General features: G+C 68.8%; 16 protein-coding genes and 1 pseudogene. 12 read left to right on the forward strand and 5 right to left on the reverse strand.

Annotated elements, in window-relative coordinates; translation table 11 throughout:
* Positions 1-1,300: 1,300 nt before the first annotated feature.
* Positions 1,301-2,935: pseudogene (locus AC5WS7_RS12755) on the reverse strand (DNA polymerase III subunit gamma and tau); the annotation flags it as partial.
* 935 nt (positions 2,936-3,870) lie between these two features.
* Between AC5WS7_RS12755 and AC5WS7_RS12760 the strand changes: the two are divergent.
* The 4 genes from AC5WS7_RS12760 (at position 3,871) to AC5WS7_RS12775 (ending at position 9,134) form a co-directional block, all read left to right on the forward strand.
* On the forward strand, positions 3,871-4,698 hold the full coding sequence (locus AC5WS7_RS12760) for a hypothetical protein (RefSeq protein ID WP_495954669.1): 828 nt from the start codon (positions 3,871-3,873) through the stop codon (positions 4,696-4,698).
* Between the two features lie 93 nt (positions 4,699-4,791).
* Positions 4,792-6,123, forward strand: a complete 1,332-nt coding sequence (locus AC5WS7_RS12765) for an ammonium transporter (protein ID WP_495954670.1) — start codon at positions 4,792-4,794, stop codon at positions 6,121-6,123.
* 69 nt (positions 6,124-6,192) lie between these two features.
* Positions 6,193-8,430 carry an MMPL family transporter gene (locus AC5WS7_RS12770; protein ID WP_495954671.1) on the forward strand — a complete coding sequence of 746 codons (2,238 nt, stop codon included), beginning with the start codon at positions 6,193-6,195 and terminating at the stop codon, positions 8,428-8,430.
* On the forward strand, positions 8,430-9,134 hold the full coding sequence (locus tag AC5WS7_RS12775; protein WP_495954672.1) for a TetR/AcrR family transcriptional regulator: 705 nt from the start codon (positions 8,430-8,432) through the stop codon (positions 9,132-9,134). Before AC5WS7_RS12770 ends, AC5WS7_RS12775 begins: the two co-directional genes overlap by 1 nt.
* Here AC5WS7_RS12775 and AC5WS7_RS12780 read toward each other — a convergent pair whose 3' ends face one another.
* Complete coding sequence (locus tag AC5WS7_RS12780) at positions 9,135-10,010, reverse strand: neutral zinc metallopeptidase (RefSeq protein WP_495954673.1); 876 nt, start codon at positions 10,008-10,010, stop codon at positions 9,135-9,137.
* Positions 10,011-10,331: 321 nt separating this feature from the next.
* Between AC5WS7_RS12780 and AC5WS7_RS12785 the strand changes: the two genes are divergently transcribed.
* Complete coding sequence (locus AC5WS7_RS12785) at positions 10,332-10,508, forward strand: hypothetical protein (protein ID WP_495954674.1); 177 nt, start codon at positions 10,332-10,334, stop codon at positions 10,506-10,508.
* Here the strand turns inward: AC5WS7_RS12785 and AC5WS7_RS12790 are convergent.
* Positions 10,496-11,746: a neutral zinc metallopeptidase gene (locus AC5WS7_RS12790; protein ID WP_495954675.1), complete on the reverse strand. Its 1,251-nt coding sequence runs from the start codon at positions 11,744-11,746 to the stop codon at positions 10,496-10,498. The genes AC5WS7_RS12785 and AC5WS7_RS12790 overlap by 13 nt on opposite strands.
* 75 nt (positions 11,747-11,821) lie before the next feature.
* On the opposite strand from AC5WS7_RS12790, the gene AC5WS7_RS12795 reads away from it, so the two are divergent.
* Positions 11,822-13,429 (forward strand): DUF2207 family protein, encoded by a 1,608-nt coding sequence (locus AC5WS7_RS12795; protein WP_495954676.1) that lies wholly within the window; start codon positions 11,822-11,824, stop codon positions 13,427-13,429.
* 6 nt (positions 13,430-13,435) lie between these two features.
* Here the strand turns inward: AC5WS7_RS12795 and AC5WS7_RS12800 are convergent, their stop codons facing one another.
* Entirely contained in the window at positions 13,436-13,987 is a 552-nt protein-coding gene (locus AC5WS7_RS12800; protein ID WP_495954677.1) for a TetR/AcrR family transcriptional regulator, read from the reverse strand.
* A gap of 98 nt (positions 13,988-14,085) precedes the next feature.
* Here AC5WS7_RS12800 and AC5WS7_RS12805 point away from each other — a divergent pair, with 98 nt between their 5' ends.
* A complete protein-coding gene (locus tag AC5WS7_RS12805) occupies positions 14,086-15,198 on the forward strand; it encodes an FAD-dependent monooxygenase (protein WP_495954678.1) in 1,113 nt (370 codons plus the stop codon).
* 189 nt (positions 15,199-15,387) lie between these two features.
* On the opposite strand, the gene AC5WS7_RS12810 is transcribed toward AC5WS7_RS12805, so the two are convergent.
* Complete coding sequence (locus AC5WS7_RS12810) at positions 15,388-16,644, reverse strand: ROK family protein (RefSeq protein WP_495954679.1); 1,257 nt, start codon at positions 16,642-16,644, stop codon at positions 15,388-15,390.
* Between the two features lie 483 nt (positions 16,645-17,127).
* Between AC5WS7_RS12810 and AC5WS7_RS12815 the strand changes: the two genes are divergently transcribed.
* The 5 genes from AC5WS7_RS12815 to AC5WS7_RS12835 are packed head-to-tail and all read left to right on the forward strand — an operon-like array spanning position 17,128 to position 21,266.
* Positions 17,128-17,895 (forward strand): GntR family transcriptional regulator, encoded by a 768-nt coding sequence (locus tag AC5WS7_RS12815; protein WP_495954680.1) that lies wholly within the window; start codon positions 17,128-17,130, stop codon positions 17,893-17,895.
* Positions 17,896-18,123 (forward strand): 4Fe-4S dicluster domain-containing protein, encoded by a 228-nt coding sequence (locus AC5WS7_RS12820; RefSeq protein ID WP_027502301.1) that lies wholly within the window; start codon positions 17,896-17,898, stop codon positions 18,121-18,123.
* Between the two features lie 49 nt (positions 18,124-18,172).
* Positions 18,173-19,600 carry an ABC transporter substrate-binding protein gene (locus tag AC5WS7_RS12825; RefSeq protein WP_495954681.1) on the forward strand — a complete coding sequence of 476 codons (1,428 nt, stop codon included), beginning with the start codon at positions 18,173-18,175 and terminating at the stop codon, positions 19,598-19,600.
* Positions 19,597-20,499 carry an ABC transporter permease gene (locus AC5WS7_RS12830; RefSeq protein ID WP_495954682.1) on the forward strand — a complete coding sequence of 301 codons (903 nt, stop codon included), beginning with the start codon at positions 19,597-19,599 and terminating at the stop codon, positions 20,497-20,499. Before AC5WS7_RS12825 ends, AC5WS7_RS12830 begins: the two co-directional genes overlap by 4 nt.
* Positions 20,496-21,266: an ABC transporter ATP-binding protein gene (locus AC5WS7_RS12835; protein WP_495954683.1), complete on the forward strand. Its 771-nt coding sequence runs from the start codon at positions 20,496-20,498 to the stop codon at positions 21,264-21,266. The genes AC5WS7_RS12830 and AC5WS7_RS12835 overlap by 4 nt, the downstream gene beginning before the upstream one ends.
* Positions 21,267-21,289: the final 23 nt, after the last annotated feature.

Below are 21,289 nucleotides of genomic sequence, written 5' to 3' on the forward strand. Positions count from 1 at the left end.
GATCGGGCCCGTCCGGCAGCGGAATATCGTCATCGGGCGGCGCCGAGGCGTCACTCGCGGGCGTGGTGCGATTCACCGAACGACCGGACCGCTCGTCCGCGCCACCGCCCGTCGGCCGCTGCGCGCGCGGCGCCGAACCGGTGTCGGACGCCGCCCCACGAGCCTGGCTGGGCCGGGTGAACTTGGGCGGCTCGGCCGAACGCGCCGGGCCACCTCGCCCGGAGGCGGGCTGCGGCCGGGCGGGCGGCTCGGGCCGCGCGGCACCGGACGAGGCCCCCGCGACCTCCCAGCGCACCTCGTAGCGCCGCCCGAGCACAGCGTGGATCGCCGACTGCACCGCCTCGACATACTTCGGATTCGCCAAGCGCTGCGCCAACGGGGCGTGCTGATGAGCCAGCACGACCGTCTCCCCCTCGAGCCGCGCCACCGAGGCGCCCGAGAGCAGCGCGTGCACGGCCGCACCGAATTCCCGCACCTTGGCGCGGATATCGAGCCATGCCGCCTCGACCTCGCGCAGCGCGTCGCCACCGGACGCACCCCCGGCGGTGCCGGGCGACTCGTCCTGCGGCACAACGGCTTCGACGAAGTCGGGGAAATCGGCCGCCTCGTCGCCGCCCGCCGGATACGCGGAATCATCTGCGCCGGAAACGGTCTCATCCATGGATGCCCGTCCGGGGGTGCCGACATCGACACCGTCACCAGCCTGTGCACCCGGGCCATCGGGTGATCCGGCCCCGGGAACACCGGCAGCCCGCGCCTGCCCCGACGCGGCGGCGCCGTCGTCCGAGACGTCCCGCGGCGCCCTGTTCGCGGCAGATTCCGATTCCGGAACGTCGGCGACCCGCGCCTGCTCCGACGGCACCGCACGATCGGACACGCCTTGCGCAACCCGCGCCGCGCCGCCCGCTGCGGACTCCGACATCGGCGCCTGTGCGTCCTGGGAGGCCGCAACCGGCCGCGACTCGCCCCCCGGATCTCCCGCCTCCTGCGATGCCGCGTCCGTCACCGCGAACTCGTCCACCGACGCACCGGACGATTGGGCGGTCCGCCCGGCGTTCTCGGTCCGGGCCGACTGCGATGCGGGATCGAACGACCGGGGAGACGTCGGCCGTGGCGGATGTTGGGCGCCGCCGGCGGTTGCCGCGCTCGGATCGATCGACGTGCCCGGCGTCGAATCCGGCTGCGAGAGCGTGGTTTCGGCCTCCGGCATGCCCGGGGCGAAGGCGAACGCAGTCGGTTCCGATGTTTCCGTGCCGATCGAATCATCTTGTGGCGCAGCATCTTCGACCGGCTGCTGGGCAGCATTGCCGTCGGGATTCCGCTCGACGTGGCCGGATTGCGCGGGCGTCTGCGTCCGACGCGAGGCGCTCGGGGACCCGGCCTCCGGATGGCCGCCGGCGGGCGAACCCGGGACCGAATGCTCGGTGGGCGGCGCCTGCCCCGCCCCCGGATACGACCCACCGGTCGACGCGGGCCCTCCGGGCGAATGCGCCGCTGTGTCCGGATGCTGCTGGGCACGAGGCGATTCGGGCCCGGACGACTGGGCACGCTGGGCCGGATGCGGCCGTTGCTCGGCGGACGGCGAGCCCTGCTGGGGCCCGGATTGCGTTCCACCCGTGCGGTTTTCGCGGATCGCGGCCAGCGCCTCGGCGCCGCGGCGGCGGGGCGGGCCGGACTGCGGACGTTCGGCGGGCGCCTCGCGGGGCTGTTCGCTTTCGCCGGATGAGGACACGGGAGCGCGGGTCGATGCGGCCGCATCGGACACGGAGGCCACCGCGCCACCAGCCACCTGACGTTCGAGGCGCTCGAGCCGTTGCAGTGTGGCGGATTCGGAATCCGAGGCGATCGGCAGGAGCATGCGGGCGCAGATCACCTCGAGCAGCAGACGCGGGGCGGTCGCGCCGCGCATCTCGCCGAGTCCCTCGTGCAGCAGTTCGGCGTAGCGGGTCAGGGCGGCGGGGCCGAGCCGCTGTGCCTGATCCCGCATCCGTTCCAGGACATCGCCCGGACCGGTGACCAGATTGCGGTCGGCGGCATCGGGAACCGCACGCAACAGGATCAGATCGCGCATCCGCTCCAGCAGATCACCGGCGAACCGGCGCGGATCGTGGCCGGCCTCGACCACGCGATCCACCGTGCCGAACAGGGCCGCACCGTCGTCCGCGGCCAGGGCCTCGATCGCATCGTCGATCAGCGCGATATCGGTGACGCCCAGCAGCGACAGCGCCCGCGGGTAGGTCACCCCCTCCGGCCCGGCACCCGCCAGCAACTGGTCCAGCACGCTCAGGCTGTCACGCGGAGAACCGCCGCCGGCCCGGATGACCAACGGGTAGACCGCCTCCTCTACCGGCACACCCTCCTGCTCGCAGATCGTGCCGAGCAGGCCGCGCATGGTCGCGGGCGGGAGCAGCCGGAACGGATAGTGATGGGTGCGCGAGCGAATGGTCGGCAACACCTTGTCCGGTTCCGTGGTCGCGAAGACGAAGATCAGATGAGCGGGCGGCTCCTCCACGATCTTGAGCAGGGCGTTGAACCCCGCGGTGGTGACCATGTGCGCCTCGTCCACGATGAACACCCGGTACCGCGACTCGGCGGGTGCGTAGAAGGCCCGGTCGCGCAACTCGCGAGTGTCGTCCACACCGCCGTGACTGGCGGCGTCGAGTTCGATGACGTCCAGATTCCCCGGACCGCCCGGTCCGAGCGCCACGCACGACGGGCACACCCCGCACGGGCGGGAGGTCGGCCCCTCGACACAGTTCAGCGAGCGCGCGAGGATCCGCGCGGAGGACGTCTTACCGCACCCCCGCGGCCCCGAGAACAGATAGGCATGACTGATCCGCCCGGTGTCCAGCGCGGTACTGAGGGGCTCGGTGACGTGCTCCTGCCCCACCACCTCTGCGAATGTTGCCGGTCGGTACTTCCGGTACAGAGCCACGGGCCCACGGTACCGGCGACCACCGACAGGCTGTAATTTTGGCCTCCGCTTCGCTCCGGCTGTTTTCGGCGCTGGGCGCGTTGGTCGTTGCCTCGCTTCGCTTCGGTGGTGGTTCGTGTGATTCGCGCCGGAACCCTTTGGGGTTGGTGTCGTGGAGCCTTTTCGCTTCGCGGGCGACTTCCGGCCCGACAGAGACGCTTCGCCGCTGGGTGCGTTGGTCATCCGCCTCGCTTCGCTTCGGCGCCGCCCGCGTCGGGGAGCTTGTGTGACGTTGTCGAGTCTTTCGCACGCGGGGGTCTTGCCAGCCGAACAGAGTCGCGTCGCCGGCGGGCAAGCTCGGACGCTCACCCGGAAACCTGGAACCGTTCGCATCGCGGGGACTTCACGGGCCGGACAGAGACGCTTTCTCGCTGGGGTCGACCCGGAGAGTTGATTCGAGCCGGAGGCTGAACGAGGGCGATCACCGCCACATACGTAACCAAGTGACCGATTCGACTCGAATACGGGACAAAGGCCCTTTCGCGGCGCGCCCATCAGAGGTGGTTCGTGAATGTTCGCCCAGCATTCTTCCGGCTTGTTCACCGAGCCTGGCAGCGGAAGCGTGTGACGTACGGCGTCGTGAAGAAATTCGAAATGCAATCAATTTCTGCCGCATCACCGAACTCCAAACCGTCACGTAGCCAGGTAACAAACTGCACACCTGTTTTAATCGGACAACACATACGTAACGATCGAATAAAGCGATTGGCTTTAGAGGCAATCGGCTGGCTAACGTGGACCCCGGCAACTTCGGTAGCCAAACCTTCATCAGGTTGGTGGTCCCGGCCGGTCCCTCATCCCGGCCGGGGCACAACCTCACAATCCACAGCACGCATCGGGAGTCCTCCCAATCTCCGCGTCGCGCTCCCGCCAACGTCCCGGAGGAAATATCCACCGTGCAGTCGTGCGACTCCACCGCCGCCGCGTGGCTCTCACATACCGAATTCGCTGGGAACAGCACGGCCACCGGCCTACTGAGCAGGGCTATCAGCCCCTCCGACTTCGCCCTCAACCGCGATTCGCTACCGGTCTCGGCCGCTGCCGACCCGAGTAGCGCCGCGGCGATTCTGGAACTGCTCGACCGTGGCCAAGTGCCGACGCCCGCGGCGGTGCGCACCCTCATCGTGCAGAACCAGATGCGCGCCGAGGCCGAGCGCATCGAACGGCTGGGCCGCCGCGCGCAGCGCAATGTCGAGGAATTCGGCCGGGTTCTGGCAACCCTGACCCAGCGCTACTGGGACGACCACGGCCACGGCCCGACCCGCCGCGACATCCTGCAAACCGAACAGGTCATGAATCTCATCGCCCGGCATGTCGGCGATATCGCGCCGACGGCCGTGAAACACCTCTGGCTGATCGAGCGGGTGCAGCGCGCCGGATGGATCGCATACGACGCCACGCCCCGGTCGCTGTGCGCGGCGCGGCGTTTCCATTCGGCGAAATTCGGCAATCGGGTCTCGCTGCGGCCGGTGAACACCATCGGCACGATCGTGGCCGCCTACCTCGAGGACTACCGGGCCGAACACGGTCGCCCGCCGCGCTGGTCGGTACTCGCGCACGAGCTGCGCGACGACCGCGGCCGCCGGGTGTTCAACGACACCGCCGACGCGCGAGCCCAGGAGCAGTGGCTGCGCACCGCCGGATGGCTCGAGCTGGACGAGGACCTGCCGGTGCCGGGGCCGCGCGGACGCCGCGCGCTCGCCCGCCGCGCCCGGCGCGGATAACTTCCATCCGGACGCGCCCGGCCACCCGACACGCCCGGATTTCGGCATTCGGTAACTTCCATGCAGCGCTTTTCGCGCGTGGAAGGAGTCCCTATGCCCTCGACCCTCGACCCCGCTACCACCGCCTGGTTATTGGCCAGCACCGCGCTCGTTCTGCTCATGACGCCCGGCCTGGCCGTGTTCTACGGCGGGATGGTGCGCTCGACCGGCGTGCTGAACATGCTGATGATGAGCTTCATCGCGATCCCCCTCGTGACGGTGACGTGGCTGCTGTTCGGCTACACGCTGGCGTTCGGCCCCGACGCGGGCGGCGGCGTGATCGGCACCCTCGCGCATACCGCGATGTCCGGCATCGGCCCGGCTACCGTGCGCGGCGGCGTCCCGGAACTGCTGTACGCCACCTTCGAGCTGACCTTCGCCATCCTCACCGCGGCACTGGTCAGCGGCGCGATCGCGGACCGCGCGAAATTCTCCGCGTGGATGGTGTTCGTCCCGCTGTGGACCCTGCTGGTGTTCGCACCGGTCGCACACTGGGTGTGGGGGCCGCACGGCTGGCTCGCCTCGTTCGGCACGCTCGACTTCGCGGGCGGTCTGGTGGTCGAAATAGCTTCCGGCGCTTCGGCATTGGCCCTGGCCCTGGTACTGGGACCGCGAATCGGCTTCAAGGTCGACGCGATGCGCCCGCACAATCTGCCGTTCGTCCTGCTGGGTGCGGGACTGCTGTGGTTCGGCTGGTTCGGATTCAACGCCGGATCGGCGTTCCGGGTGGACGGTCTCGCCGCGGCGGCGTTTCTCAACACCCTGGTCGCGGGCTGCCTGGGCATGCTGGGATGGCTTGTGGTGGAACGGATTCGCGACGGCAGGCCCACCACCTTCGGCGCGGCCTCGGGCGCGGTGGCCGGACTGGTCGCCATCACCCCGTCCTGCGGTTCGGTGAACACCCTCGGCGGCGTGATCGTGGGATTGGTTGCGGGCGTTGTCTGTTCGTTCGCGGTCGGGTGGAAATTCCGTGCCGGATACGACGATTCGCTCGACGTGGTCGGCGTGCACTTCGCGGGTGGCATCGTCGGCACGCTGCTGATCGGCCTGCTCGCCAGCCGGGTGATGACCGGCGGTCCGCGCGGGCTGTTCTACGGCGGCGGCCCGACCCAGCTGGGCAAGCAGGCGGTCGGGGTGGTCGTGGTCGCGGCGTGGGCCTTCGTCGTCTCGTACGTCCTCGGCAAGATCATCGATCGGGTCATGGGTTTCCGGATCAGCAAGGAGGACGAGGTCGGCGGCATCGACTTCGCCCTGCACGCGGAGACCGCCTATGCCGAGGGCGTGCACGGCCACGCGCCGCGCGGACTTTTCGGCCAGCACGGTCAGCAGCACGGGCTCTTCGGTCAGCACGGCCAGCCCGGACCACGTAGTGACGAAGAACACTGACCCCTTGCGCGGCGGTGTGGTAACAGCGTTAGGCTAACGCTGTTACCACACTGCGGACTGGGGGCTCACATGTTGACCGGAATCGCCCGATTCTCGACCCGATACCCGCGAGCGGTGCTGCTCACCGCACTCGCACTGGCCGTGTTCTGCGGTCTGTTCGGCGCATCCGCCGCCGCGCACCTCGAGGCCGGCGGCTTCACCTCCGACAACGCCGAATCCTCCCGCGCGGCGCAGGTGCTGGCGCGTGACTTCGACGGCGCGCAACCGAACTTCGTCCTGCTGCTCGATGCCGGCCAGGGCGTGGACACCCCGGCCGCGCGCACGGCGGGGACGCGGATCGTCGACGCGCTCCAGGCCCGGGACGACGTGGTCGGCGTGCGGTCGTACTGGACCAGTCCTGGCCCGGTCGCCTCGGCCCTGCGCGGCACCGATGGGCACGAGGCGCTGATCCTGGCCTACCTGAAGGGCGGTGACGACGCCGCGCAGAAGACCGCGGGCACACTCGCGGCCCGATTCGCGGACGCCGGTCCGGGGATCACCGTCCGGGCCGGGGGCGAGACGGCGGTCTACCACGATGTGAACAAGCAGATCACCAAGGACCTCACCCTGGCCGAGGGGGTCGCGGTGCCGTTGACCGCGATCGTGCTCACGCTGGTCTTCGGCAGTGTGATCGCCGCGGCCCTGCCGCTGGCGATCGGCCTGTTCGCGATCGCCAGCGCATTGGCCATCCTGCGCGGCTTCACCCTGTTCACCGACGTGTCGATCTACGCGTTGAATATGACCACAGCGCTCGGGCTGGCGCTGGCGATCGACTACAGCCTGTTCATCGTCAGCCGATTCCGCGAGGAGTTGCGCGGCGGGCGCACGCACCGGGACGCCGCGATCCGCGCGGTGCAGACCGCCGGACGCACGGTGCTGTTCTCCGCGCTCACGGTGGCGCTGGCGATGGCGGTGCTCAGCGTGTTCGATCTGTACTTCCTCAAATCCTTCGCCTATGCGGGCGTCGCGGTGGTGGTGGCCGCGGCGGCGGCCTCGATCGTGCTGTTGCCGGCCGCGCTCGTGCTGCTCGGCGACCGGGTCAACGCCCTGGACGCCCGCGCCGGAGTGCGGCGTCTGCTGCGGCGGCCCGCGCCCGTGCCCGTGGCCCCGGAGCGATCGCGCTGGTATCGCACGGTCGATTGGGTCATGCGGCACGCGCTTCCGGTGGCGTTGGTGATCATCGCGGTGCTGCTCGCGCTCGGATCTCCGTTCCTGGGTGTGAAATTCGGTTATCCCGACGATCGGGTGATGCCCGCCGGCACGAACAGCCGGTCGGTCGGCGACGCGTTGCGCGGCGACTTCCCCAGCGTCAACGCGGGTAACGGCACAACCATTGTGCTGCAAGGCTATTCGGGCAACGTGAGTTCCTACGCCACGGCCTTGTCAAAGGTGGACGGCGTCTCCGCGGTGTTGTCCGATGCCGGGGTCTACCTTTCCGGCGGCCGGATGGCCTCGACGCCACCGGGTATGGCCAACTCCTCCGGCCAATATCTCACCGTCGCTTCGACGATCGACCCCTACTCCACCGCCGGGCAGCAGCAGCTGCGCGCTCTGCGGGCGGTACCGGCGCCCGCGCCGGCGTTGTTCGGCGGAATGGCCGAGATCGACTCGGACGGACTGCATTCGCTCGCCGCTCGACTGCCGCTGGCGATCGCGCTGATCGCGCTGTCCACCTTCGTGGTGCTGTTCCTGTTCACCGGCAGCGTGGTGATTCCGCTGAAGGCGGTGCTCATCAACACCCTCTCGCTCAGCGCGATGTTCGGCATGATGGTGTGGATCTTCCAGAACGGGCATCTGTCCAATCTGCTGGGCTTCACCACGACCGGCTACCTGGTCCCGACCATGCCGCTGCTGATGTTCTGCCTGGCATTCGGCATGTCCATGGACTACGAGGTGTTCCTGCTCTCGCGGATCCGAGAGGCCTGGCTGGCCTCGGACCGCACGCCGGCGGACAACACGCGCTCGGTCGCGCTGGGCGTGGCACACACCGGGCGGATCGTCACCGCGGCGGCGCTGCTGATGGCTATCGTGTTGGGGGCCATGGTTTCCGCGAAAGTGTCGTTCATGCAGATGTTCGGCCTCGGGCTGACGCTGACCGTGCTCGCCGACGCCACCGTCATCCGCGGACTTCTGGTGCCCGCGCTGATGCGGCTGCTGGGTACCGCCAACTGGTGGGCGCCCGCACCGCTGCGCCGGTTGCACGAAAGGTTCGGATTCCACGAGGAATCCGCGCCGCCCGCGCACGACCCCGAGCTGGTGATGCACTGATGATGCACCCCCGCCGGCCGCGTTCGGCCCGCGGAACCGGAGACCGGTTGCGCGAGGAGATTCTCGACGCCACCCGAGAACTGCTCGCGCGCACCGGGAACGCCGACGCGGTTTCCATTCGAGCGGTGAGCAAACTGGTCGGGGTGAGCGCGCCCTCGATCTACCGGCACTTCGCCGACAAGGACGCGCTGATCGATGCCGCGGTGGCGCAGGTATTCGAAAACCTCGACGCGGCAATGGGTTCGGCCACCGATCCGGCACGCTCGCCGATCACCCGGCTGCGCGATCAGGGCATGGCCTACGTGCGTTTCGCCCTGGAGAACCCCGAACAGTACCGGCTGGCCTTCGTGCCCACCGACGCGCACGGCCCCACCGCGGTGGACAAGGTGCTCGGCAGCGGTGCGGTCGTCCGGTTCAGCGCAACCGTCCGGGAGGCAATGGATTCCGGCGTCATCGCCGATGGGGACACGCTGCCGGTCGTCTTGGAGCTGTGGGCCGCGGCGCACGGCATCGCCTCGCTGCTGATCGCCAAACCCGCACTGCCGTGGGGTGATGTGGACAGGCTCATCGAACGCGTGCTGGGCGCGGCATGTATGGGCCACGCGGTCCTGGACATCATCGGCTGCGATCCGGTTCCCGAACCTGACGAGGGCGCCCGCTGGCTGGCCGAACTGCGTGGCGCACAACGCGATTGCGAGGACTGATCAGCTCACTTCGGCGGACGGCGCGGTCCAGGTGTTGCACCGCCACACCCGGTTGTACTGCTCGCCCACGTTGACGAACCAGTCGCCGTAGTGCCGGCTGGTGCCGTGGTCGTGCCTATCGGTCTGCTGTTTCTCGTCACCGCGGGTGTACTGGTCCCGCTGCATGTAGACGGCCTGATCGTCGCTGAAGAGCCCGACGTAGCGGGACGATCCGACGAACATGCCCGCGAAGCACTGCGCCTCGAGTTCGGTCCGTCGGGACAGTTCGAGTCCTTGGGCCGACCTCGCGCCCACATCCTCGCGCTGCTGCGCCTGCCGGTCCATGATCCCGGTCAGCGCTTGGATGTGATGGCCGTACAGGCAGGTCGACGCGGCATCGAAGAAGGCTGTCGCGGCTGCCGGACTCACCGCCCACCGCGGAAGGTCGCAGCGGATGTTGATCAGCCCGTTGTCCTGATTCGCGAACAGCGGATTGGCCGCCGTGGCCGCGACCGGCGCGGGCCCGGCCGCCACCGAGGTGGTGGGGGCCGCCGGAACGGTCCGGCCCGCTGACGTTGTGTGCTCGAAAGTCGTTGTGGGCGTGGCTGTCCGATGGGCCGTCGATGCCCGGGTATAGCTCGGCGTGATGCCGTTGGCGCCGGTGGAGTCGGCATCGCGATCGACCGTCGTGGCGAAAACCACCAGCGAAGCGACCAGGCCGAGCACGAACGTCGCGGCGATCACCGCGACGCTCGCGACGCCGCCGCCGCTCGGGCAGGGCGGGCGACCGTAGTACCCGGCGGGCGGCGGCAGCGGCGGCGGGGGTGGGCGACGCGCTGCCGCCGGATATCCGGCGGGCGCACCATGGCGCGGATGCGGACCTGGGCCCGCAATCATGCCGGGGTGATTGCCGTATCGCGTTGGGGGAACACCGTATTCGGCCGGCGGTGCGGCATTCCACGGTGACGAGCCGCCGTATCCGAATGGCGGACCGCTGTAAGCCGGCGGCGGGCTACCATAGCCAGGCGGTGAGCCGGCGGACCGGGGTAATCGGCCGCTGCCGGCAGGAGGCGGGCCGGCAGTTCCCATCGGCCGGGGGCTGTACCCGGATGGAGGACCGCCGCTCTCGGGTGGTGAGCTGCCGCCGAACTCCGAGGCGGTGCCGCTGTAACCCGTTGCGGGGTCGGCAAATTCGGGACGGCCGGGGTGCCCTGGCTGATGACCGGACCTGTCCGCACCGGGGCGCTCGCCGGACGGGCCGCGCGCGGGCGGACGGTCCGGATCCGGTGGCCGAGGCTGCCGATTCACGGCCCGGACGTCTCACTCGATACGGAGATCCGGCGAGACTTGCTGTACTGCACCGAATTCCCGAGCATCCGAGATCAGCTCACCTGACTCGACGAGGCGGTATAGGTATTGCACCGGGCGGTGTTGTTCCGGTCGTAGCCGAGGCTGAACCAGTCACCCGAATGCTGGTTCGTGCCGTGATCACGCATATCGGATTCGTCGTCGCCGCGGGAGTAGGCGTCCTTGCGCGCCGTGGTGATCTGCACGGAGGTCAGCGATCCGCCCCCGGCGCTCGCGGCGAGGTACATGCCGTCGAAACACTGTGCCTGCAACTCGATCCGGCGTGAGACCTCCATGCCCTTCGAAGTCCGCACGCCCGCGTTGTACTCGTCTTCGTGCGCCTTGCCCAGAATGCCCGCCTGCTCCTGGACGTGATGTCCGTACTCGTGCGCGAAGACCGAAAGGTAACGCTCCCAATGATTTCCGATCACATCGGTCTGGATGTGATCCAACGGGATGTAGATGGTCTGATTCGCGTTGCAGTAGAACGCGGCGAAATTGCTCGTGCTGCCCGTGCAGGGCGTCGTGAGCCCGGTCGTACTCGCGCTCACGTTCAGCACCGGCGGGGTGAACGGCAGATTCGCCTTGGCCAGCACCGGTTTCCAAGCCGCGGCAAGGCACGTGGCGGCGCTCTCGAAGAACTTCCGAGCCTGGTCGACCTGGGTGCTCCAGCTCGCGTAGGGGCAATTCGCCTCGCTCACCGCGGTTCCCGGACCGGCCAGGATGGGGTTGTCACCGGTCGCGGCGACTCCGAGGGTCTTCGTCGAGGTGGGGTAGGTGGTGTAGGGACCCGCCGGGGACGTGCTGGTGTTGTCGATCGTGGCGTGCAGCCCGAGCCGGACCAGCGCACCGGCGACGACGATCACGACCACGACTACCAGCGCGCCGATCGCCCCGCCGCCCGACCCGCGCGGGGGACGTCCGGGCGGAGGCCCGTACGGCATCCGGCCCATCGGCGGCCCGTAGGCCGCGGGCCGGACCCCGGCCGGACCGTACGGCCCCGGCGGCATCCGGCCGCCGTATCCCGGCGGTCGCGGCGGTGCGGCGTAGCCCGGCTGCTGGGGATGACCCGACGGCCTGCCGTACTGCGGCGGCACCGGTTGCGGTAGATAACCAGGCTGTTGGGGATAACCGACCGGCTGGTGCCGGCCAGGCTGGGGATTGCCGTGATGCTGTGGATAACTCGGACCGCGTCCGTATCCCGGCGGATTTCCCGGTTGCGGACCGTGCGGCCCGGCCGGACCGCCGGGCATACCGGGACCGGTCCCGTAGGGTGGTCGGCTCACTCCCCCGCGCCCCCGTCTCTCGGTCAACTGATTAGCTGATGCCGAAGAATACCAAGCTGTCTATGCTGTTGCCCCATGCTGATTTTTCGGGGGGGCGCTCTCGGCGCCGTGACGCTGGCTCTTGCCGGGATGTTACTGACAGCACCTCCCGCACAGGCACAGGCACCGGCCGACGGGGTGGCGATTGCGGCCGATGTGAAACTCAGCAGAGACGGGAATCTGGAAGTCACCGAGCAGGTGACCGTTCCGCGGGACGGGGAGTTCCGGATGGCGCTGCCGCTGCGAGTCGCGTTGGGCGACAAGGGCGGTGAGCGCCGGTTCAAGGTCAGTGACATCTCCGGCACCGGACCGGGTTCGGCGAAGGTGAGCGGCGAAGTGTTCACCGTCGACGCGCCCGCCGGGACGTCCTCGTTCCGATATACCGTGCACAACACGGTCAGCGATGCGCCGGGCACCCAGATTTTCCGCTGGACCGGCGTCCTGCAATCCGATGTGGCCTCTTTCGATGCCACGTTGATCAGCCCCAGTTATCGGATGGGCATCATCGACTGCAAGATCGGACCGCAGGCCGGCGCGCACAGATGTGACGCCACCGTCGAACCCGACGGCGTGCTGACGCTGCACGAAACCAACCTGCGCAGAGGCGATGTCGTCGATGTCACCCTGCAACTACCGCCCGGGACCGTACCCGCCAACGCCGATGTCACCGATGGAGGTTCGCGGGGGGCGTTCTCGATCACCGCGCCGGTGCTGATCGCCTTCGGTGTGCTGATCGCGGCTCTGGCCGCGCTGACCGGATTCGTGCTGTGGTCGCGTCGTCAGGACGCGGCGGCCCTGCGCGGCGGCGAGGCCGTGGATCCCGTGCAGCGCAAGGGAAGTAAGGCACAGTTCGTTTCCCCGGACGGTGTGCTGCCCGGCGAGGCCGGTCTGCTGCTCGACAATTCCGTCGACGCGGCCGATCTCGCCTCGACCGTCGTGGATCTCGCTGTGCGCCGGTACATCTGGGTCGCACCGGTCGGTGATTCCGATTGGCGCATCACCCGTCTCAATCCGGCCGACGAACAGTTGCGCGAGTTCGAGCGCGAGGTGTACCGCGCTGTCCTGCCGGACGGCATGGAGTCGATTCTGTTGTCGGAGTTGCGCGGTCGCGCGTCCGGCGAACCCGCCCGCGCGGCACTGCGGGCCGACGCTCTGGCGCACGGCATCCTGATCGACCGCAAACGCCGCGGCCTGACGTTCGGACTGGGCGCGATACTCCTGGTCGTCGGCATCGCCGCAACGGTCGGGCTGGCGATCTCGGGCGGGTACGCGCTGGTCGGCGTCGCGATCGGCCTCGGCGGCGTGGCCGCGTTGCTGTTGCCCGCCTACCTCCCGGCCCGCACGGCCGCCGGGCGCGCGCTGGCCGGGCGGGTGCGCGGCCTGCAACGGGGACTCGAAACGATGCAGGTCGAGCTGGTGCCACCGGCCGAACGGGAGCAGGTGTTCTCACGCGGGCTGCCGTACACGATCATCGGCGCCCGCTCCGACAACTGGATCCGCACCTTCCGCGAGATCGATCTGTCCGCCGATCGCGAACCGGGCCTCTACTGGTTCGGCGGATTCGAGCAGGATCGGGATCTCAGCCGGTTCGCGGCGCATTTCCCGTATTTCATCACCGCCTTGGAAGGGCTGTTCGCGAAGTAGGCCCGTTCAGCGGGCGCGCAGGCCGTCCAGCACGATTTCCATTGTGCGACGGGCCGTTTCGGCGTACGACTCGTCCGGGAAGACGAACACCTGCAGCGTCATCAGCGCGGCGATGTCACGGGAGGTGATGTCGGCGCGCAGGTCGCCGGACGCCTGGGCCCGGGCGGTCATATTCTCGACGTGGGCGGCGATCTTGCCGCGCACCTCGGTCAGCGCGGGATCGCTGCGGATATCGGCGTGCAGTGTCGGCTCGATGGCCGCGGCCAACGCGCCCAGGCGCATCTCGGCGCATTCGCGCAGGAACCGGCACAGGGTCGACCACGCGCTCTCCTCGTCCTGGATGGCGGTGGCCGCCAGATCCGCCAGACCGGACAGATAGGCGTGTGCGGCGGCGGTGATCAGCGCACCGCGATCGGGAAACCGGCGATACAGGGTGCCGACGCCGACGCCGGCGCGGTCGGCGATCTCCTTCATCGGCACCTCGACGCCCTGCTCCAGGAAGACGACCTGCGCGGCCGCCAGGATCTGATCGCGGTTACTGCGCGCATCGGACCGCACTCCACACACCTCCGGAAACAAGTGGACGATTTTCTTCCGGTTAGTGTACCGTGGGAGAAGTGGACGAAAGTCGTCCACTTATCGCGGAGGTTCTCGACATGAACTACAGCGTGCTGATCTCCGGCGCCGGAGTCGCCGGTTCGACATTGGCGTATTGGCTTGCGCGAGAAGGTTTCACGGTGACCGTCGCGGAGCGCGCGACCGGACAGCGCTCCAGCGGCAATCCGGTCGACGTCAAGGGCCCCGCGCTCGCGGTGGTCGAGCAGATGGGTATCGAGCCCAGGTTGCGGGCCGCCGCGACGGCCGTGCGGCGAATCGCCTTCCTCGACGGGTCGGGACGTGAACGTGCGTCGATGAACATGAACTCGATCCAAGGCTCACCCGACGGACGCGAAATCGAGATCGCCCGAGCCGATCTCGCCGCGGCGCTGCTCTCGACCGCACAGGACAGCGCCGAAATCCTCTGGGGCGAAACAATCACCGGACTCACGCAGCGCGCGGACGGGGTCGAGGTCACCTTCGAGCACAGTGCGCCCGCCCGGTTCGATCTGGTCGTCGGGGCGGACGGACTGCATTCGGGCGTACGCCGGCTGGCCTTCGGCCCGGAGCGCGAGTTCATCCGGCACATGGGCATGTTCGTCGCCACCCTGCCGGTGGACCGCACCCTCGCCGGGGCGCACGCCGTGGCCATGTACAACGCGCCCGGCCGATCCTTCAGCGTTCATCCGGCACATGGAATCCCGTTGGCGGCGTTCATCTTCCGGCACGCGCCCGTGCCCGCCCTCGACCACCGCGACCTTACCGCGCACAAGCGTCTGGTCACCGAGACGTACACCGGACGACTGGGCATGTTCGAGGACTTCCTCGACCAGCTCGCCGACGCCGAGGACATGTACTTCGACTCGGTCGCTCAGGTCCGCCTGCCATCCTGGACGAACGGCCGGATCACGCTGATCGGCGACGCGGCCTCCAGCCTGTCCCTGTTCGGCGACGGCTCCACCCTGGCCATCGCCGCCGCGCACACCTTGGCCGAAGAACTCGCCCGAACCCCCGGCGACCCTACCGCCGCCCTCCAGCGATACGAACGCCGTCACCGCACCCTGCTGCGGCCCAAGCAGCGCGGCTTCGCCCTGGCGAGCCGACTTCTCGTTCCCCGCTCCCGGCCCGCGATAGTGTTGCGCAACACCGCCGTTCGCGCCCTCGCCCGCTGACCCTCGACTACGCCCACCCGAACGCCGCAGACTCCGGACGAGGGCCCGGATGTCCCGGTCACCCAGGGGGCAACCGCAGCTCTGGGTAACCGCGACAGGCGAGCGTCCGGTGGTCCGGGCGGGAGGTACCACGCGGAACCGCCCCGGTTGATTGGCCCCGGCCCCGCCGGAGCGGAACGGAGGCCAGGATTACTGCCTGGTGGCGCGGCGCATGGCCGAGATGGGGTCGGCGTAGAAGACGCTCAGCGAGGTGACCGCGGCGGCGTGTTCCTGGACGCGGCCGCCGAAGCGGCTGATGCGCAGGTCGGCGGGCGGGAGATTGGTGTTCTCGGCGAATGCCTGTGCTACCCGGTCGACTCCGGGGCGGTAGCCGGTGAATGCCTGGCCGCCCAGCACAACTCGGTCCGGGTTGAACATGTCGCGGATGAGAGCCGCTGTGCGCCCGAGGATTTCGGCGCGCTCGTCGAGCATCGCACGCGCGGCGTCCGAGCCGGAATCCGCGGCGCGGTACAGGTCCGCGATCACCGGGCGGCGGGGAGCCTCGCGGCGGGGCACGATTCCGGCGCGCACCGCGCGGCCCAGGATCGCGGCCTCACCGACCGTGGCCTCCAAGCAGCCGCGACGTCCGCAGGCGCATTCGATATCGGAACCGGTGGGCAAGTGCGCGATGGAACCGGGCCCGCTGGCGGGAGTGTGCACCCGATCGTGCAGGGTGACCGCGACGCCGGCGGTCTCCCGCGCGTAGATGTACAGACTGCTGCCCGGACGCTGCTGTTCACCGGGCGCGAGCAGCAACTCCGCCGCGGCCATCGCCTCCACGTGCGCGGATATCGAGACCGGCAGGTCGAGCACGGTGGCGAACACCGCGGCAACGGGCGCGGCCTGCCAGCCCAGACGCGGATGATCGACCACCCCGGCGGCCGGATCGACTCGTCCGGCCAGCGCGACGCCGGTCCACAGCGGGCGACGGCGCGGCAGCCGATCCAGGAACGCCTTGGCGCTGCGGGCGATGATGGTCAGCGCGGCGTCCTGGCCGACCTGCGGCGTGGCGATCTCCAGTCCGCCGAGGATGCGGCCGGACAGATCCGCGGCGATGATCCGGGTCACCGTGGCCCCGATGTGCACGCCCAGCGTGGCGAAGGTGTCGGTATCGACCTCGAACGGGATGCGCGGGCGTCCGACCGCCCCCGACGCGGTCAGATCGGCGCGCTCGCGCAGCAGTCCCGTCGAAAGCAGCGCGGACACTTGGCGATTCACCGTCGCGATGCTGGAACCCGTTGTCTGCGCGGCGGAATCGCGAAAGATCGGGCCGCGCGTGGCGGCACGCAGAACGGCGGCGGCGGGGTTGTCGGAGATGCGCAGTTCCGGCGGTACCGCGGGACGCGCGGATACGACCCGGACGGGCGCGGTAGTGGTCGACGGTCGCTCGATGGTGGGGATCGTCATTTCGAAATCCTTGTTGAAAGCCCGCGCGGGGCTGTATTCGGCAACGACAACAAGGCAGTGAGAAGGGCCCGGACAGAACGCGACCGGCCGTCACGAACGAGCAGGAGCGGTTCTCAGCTGCGCGGCCGAGAGCAACACAGCTCCCGCTGCCGCGGCAGCCGCACACCGAGCGCAACGGTCACGTAGGTGACCTCAGCGGCATTCGATCGGCTGGAGAACATGGTTGAGAACGTTATCATCCCAGGTGTGGTGGACGCCAGACCAAGTGGTCTGCATGCATTCCGCTCAACGAGATTCGAATCTCGCGGCCCGGTCGCCGGGGTGGCGCAATGGCCGAAATCACTCCCGTTTCGGCAGGCCGCCGCGATCGATGTGCGGCGCATTACCCGAAGGCGCACGCACCCGTCCCGAACATCGGCCCGGGATCGCGGCGATATCCCATTACTCTCGGAAACCGCTGGTCACAGGCGGAAGGAGGATGAGTTGACGCCGCAACCGACGCCACTGCGCACCCCTGCCCGCCGAGCCGATCGCGCCCGTCAGGTCGCCGATGTACTGCGCCAGCAGATTCACGCGCAGACCTTCGCGCACACCTTGCCCAGCGAGAGCGAGCTCGCCGCCGAATTCGCGGTCTCGCGCAACACCGTGCGCGACGCCCTCGCACTGCTCAAGGACGAGGGCCTCATCGAACGCGCGCCGAAGGTGGGCACCCATATCGCGCAGCGCAAGTACGAGCACGGGCTGGACGCGTTGCGCGGCCTGAAGGAGACCCTGCGCGGCCACGGCGAGGTCCGCAACGAGGTGCGCGTGGTCTCCCGGGTGACTCCGCCACCGGCCGTGGCACGCCGATTGGACCTGGGTCCGGGCGAGCAGGCGGTGTACATCGAGCGGCTGCGCTATCTCGGCGACCTGCCGCTGAGTCTGGACCTGACCTATCTCGCGCCCGATATCGGCTCCGAGGTGATCACCCGGGACCTGGAGACCAACGACGTATTCGCCCTCATCGAGGAGATCAGCGGCGGCCCATTGGGTTCGGCCGATCTGGTGCTCGAGGCGATCACCGCGGACCCGCACTCCGCGGCCGCCCTGCAGATGCCCGAGGGCGGCGCACTGCTGCTCCTGGAACGACTGACCCGGCTCGACGACGGCCGCCCGGTGGACCTCGAGTACATCCGGCTGCGCGGCGACCGAATCACCATGCGCGGCAGCCTCGTCCGGCCCGCGGAAAGCAGCGATTGGAGGCTGATCTGAATGGCCCTGGTGAACCAGCGCGCCGACGTCCCGGTGACCATCGACGAATCTCTGTGTATCGAGGGGTGCACACTCTGCGTCGAGATATGTCCGCTCGATTCGCTGGCGATCAACCCGGACAACGGCAAGGCGTTCATGCACGTGGACGAGTGTTGGTACTGCGGCCCGTGCGCGGCCCGCTGCCCCACCGGCGCCGTCACCGTCAACATGCCCTTCCTGCTGCGCTGATTCGCGCACCGAGATCGCCGTCGCGCGAACAGTATTCCGAGGAATTTCGATGAAATATCGTCCTGCCCGCGTCATCGCGGGTTTGTCCGCCATGGCTCTGATCGCCGCCGGCTGCTCACTCGAGTCCGCCGCGTCCGGGAATACCGTCCGGGTCGTGGTGGGCTACCAATCCAAGACCATCAATACCGTCACCGCCGGAACATTACTGCGGGCCAAGGGCTTTCTCGAACAGCGGCTGGCGAAGCTGACCGCCGCGGGCGGCCCGAAATATCAGGTCGAATGGCAGGATTACGACACCGGTGCGCCGATCACCGCGCAGATGGTCGCGGAGAAGATCGATATCGGCTCGATGGGCGACTACCCATTGCTGATCAACGGTTCACGCACCCAGGTGAGTGAACAATCCCGCACCGAATTGGTGTCGGTCACCGGATACCAGCCCAAGGGCTCGCTCAATATGGTTGTGGTGCCGCCGAATTCGCCGATCCAGTCGTTGCGGGACCTGGCCGGGAAGAAGGTGTCCGCGAGTGTCGGATCGGCCGGTGACGGCACGTTGCGCCAGGCACTCACCCGGGCGGGCATCGATCCGAAATCCGGTGTGCAGATCCTGAACCAGCAGCCGCAGATCGGGGCTTCGGCCCTGGATTCCGGCCAGGTGCAGGCGCTTTCGCAGTTCGTCGCGTGGCCCGGGCTGCTGGTCTTCCAGAACAAGGCGCAATTGCTGTACGACGGCGCGGAATTGAATGTGCCCACCTTCCACGGCGTCGTCGCGCGACGGGATTACGCGAAACAGCATCCCGAGGTGCTCGACGCGTTCTTGCAGGCACAGCTGGATGCCACCGATTTCCTGCACGCGAAGCCGCTCGAATCCGCCGAAACAGTGGCGCACGACACCGGGCTGCCGGCCGAGGTGGTGTACCTCTACAACGGTCCCGGCGGCACCTCCTTCGATACTCCGCTGAAAACACCGCTGATCCAGGCGTTGCAGGGTGATATCCCCTATCTGAAGTCGATCGGCGATTTCGCGGACCTGGACGTGAACGGATTCGTCGACGACGCGCCACTGCGAAAGGCATTCGGCGAGCGCGGTATCGACTACGACAAGGCGGTCGCGAACTTCGCCGATCCCGCGCCGATCACCGGCACCGATCCGGTGGCGAATCGTCCGGTCACCGATCCCGCGCTGGCCGGGGAGATCTGGTTCGACGGTCAGGAGGCGACCCAGCCCGCGGCCGATCCGACCACTCTGCTGCGCGCGGTGAAAGCGGCTCGGGCACAGGGGCGGAAGGTTCGCGAGGCCTACGTTCCCGATGCCGAACTGGGCACGCGCTGGTTCGCCGACAAGGCCCTGTGGGTACGCGACGGGCAGACCTATCTGCCGTTCACCACATCGGCGGCGGTGCGGCGTTATCTGAGCGCGCATCCGGGCAGCGCGCAGCTGTCCTACGATCAGGCGATCGACGAGGTGCAGTCGTGAACGCCCCGGTCTCCACTCGTATCGACTCGGATGCAGCGGCGCCAGCGGTCATCCCGGCGTCACCGGCCGCGGCCACGCGCGAATCCGTCGCAAGCACAACGGGTCCGGGCGAACGCGCCCGGGTGTGGCGTTCGCGGGCGATCCGGACGGCGTCCGTAATCGCGGTCGTCGTGGCATGGCAGTTGTTGACCGCCGATCACATTCGCCTATGGGTGCGATTCGACACCCTGCCGACGGTCACCCAGATCGTGCGCGCCTTCGGACATCAGCTCGGGACCACGACGTACTGGCTGGACCTCGGGCAGTCGGTGATCCGGATCCTGAGCGGATTCGTACTCGCGGCACTGGCGGGAGTGGCATCCGGTGTGGCCCTGGGACGTTCGCGGCTGTTCGCCGATATCTTCGGGCCGCTGACCGAACTGGCCCGGCCCATACCGGCGATCGCGATCGTGCCGGTGGCCATTCTGCTGTTCCCCACCGACGAGGCCGGGATCGTGTTCATCACCTTCCTGGCCGCGTATTTCCCGATCATGGTCAGCACTCGGCACGCGGTGCGGGCGCTGCCGGTGATCTGGGAGGATTCGGTGCGCACCCTCGGCGGCAGCCGCTGGGACGTGCTGGCGCGAGTCGTGCTGCCCGGCAGTCTGCCCGGGGTGTTCGGCGGGTTGTCGGTGGGTATCGGCGTGGCCTGGATCTGCGTGGTGTCGGCCGAAATGATCTCGGGCCGGCTGGGTGTGGGATATCGGACCTGGCAGGCGTACACGATCGTGGACTATCCGGGCGTGTTCGTCGGCATCATCACCATCGGGGTGCTGGGCTTCGCGACATCGGCGGCGGTCGAGCTGCTGGGACGCCGGGCCACCGCATGGCTTCCCCGGGCGGGAGCGGAGACGAAATGAGCGAGTCCCGTGGTACCGCAATGAATCTCCGGCTGGAAAGGGTCGAGCTGCGCTATTCCGGAACACCGGTGATCAGCGAGCTGACGCTGGATATCCGGCCGGGCGAGATTCTCGTGCTGACCGGCCCGTCGGGCTGCGGTAAATCGACCGTCCTGCGCGCGCTGGCCGGACTGCTGCCCGCACGTTCGGGCCGCGTCCTGGCCGACGGCGAACTCGTCACCGGACCGTCGCGCGATCGCGCGATGGTTTTCCAGGACAACGCGTTACTGCCGTGGCGCACGGTTCGCTCGAATATCGAACTGGCCCTGCGGCTGCGCGGTGAGCCACGCGCCGGGCGGCGCACGCGGGCCGAACGATGGATCGACGAGGTCGGCCTGACCGGATTCGGGAAGTACCTGCCCAAGGATCTGTCCGGCGGTATGCGCCAACGTGTCCAGCTCGCCCGCGGCCTGGCCGGTGCGCCCCGCGCGGTGCTGATGGACGAACCGTTCGGTGCGCTGGACGCACCCACCCGGGCCACCATGCAGCGTCTGCTCGTGGACACCTGGCGGGCGCACCCGACCACGGTCGTCTTCGTCACGCACGATGTCGACGAGGCGCTGCTGCTGGGTGATCGGATCGCCGTACTCGACCGCGCCGCCCTTCCGGTGCGCGCGCTGCTGGACATTCCGCGGCCCCGCGATCCGGACGTCGACCGCGCGGCGCTGCGCGCCGAAATCCTTGCCGCCCTGGATCGTTCGGACGATCCGGTCCCGGCTCACCGCTGACCACCGCCACTTGGAGCACCGCT

The organism is Nocardia sp. PLKS1-43 (assembly GCF_059510335.1).

Bases quoted from the DNA above. Each gene is read 5' to 3' on its own strand.
- AC5WS7_RS12835 (WP_495954683.1), top strand. From the start codon at position 20,496: ATGAGCGAGTCCCGTGGTACCGCAATGAATCTCCGGCTGGAAAGGGTC.
- AC5WS7_RS12795 (WP_495954676.1), top strand. From the start codon at position 11,822: ATGCTGATTTTTCGGGGGGGCGCTCTCGGCGCCGTGACGCTGGCTCTT.
- AC5WS7_RS12825 (WP_495954681.1), top strand. From the start codon at position 18,173: ATGAAATATCGTCCTGCCCGCGTCATCGCGGGTTTGTCCGCCATGGCT.
- AC5WS7_RS12780 (WP_495954673.1), bottom strand. From the start codon at position 10,010: ATGATTGCGGGCCCAGGTCCGCATCCGCGCCATGGTGCGCCCGCCGGA.
- AC5WS7_RS12810 (WP_495954679.1), bottom strand. From the start codon at position 16,644: ATGACGATCCCCACCATCGAGCGACCGTCGACCACTACCGCGCCCGTC.
- AC5WS7_RS12765 (WP_495954670.1), top strand. From the start codon at position 4,792: ATGCCCTCGACCCTCGACCCCGCTACCACCGCCTGGTTATTGGCCAGC.
- AC5WS7_RS12770 (WP_495954671.1), top strand. From the start codon at position 6,193: ATGTTGACCGGAATCGCCCGATTCTCGACCCGATACCCGCGAGCGGTG.
- AC5WS7_RS12785 (WP_495954674.1), top strand. From the start codon at position 10,332: ATGACCGGACCTGTCCGCACCGGGGCGCTCGCCGGACGGGCCGCGCGC.
- AC5WS7_RS12820 (WP_027502301.1), top strand. From the start codon at position 17,896: ATGGCCCTGGTGAACCAGCGCGCCGACGTCCCGGTGACCATCGACGAA.
- AC5WS7_RS12805 (WP_495954678.1), top strand. From the start codon at position 14,086: ATGAACTACAGCGTGCTGATCTCCGGCGCCGGAGTCGCCGGTTCGACA.
- AC5WS7_RS12775 (WP_495954672.1), top strand. From the start codon at position 8,430: ATGATGCACCCCCGCCGGCCGCGTTCGGCCCGCGGAACCGGAGACCGG.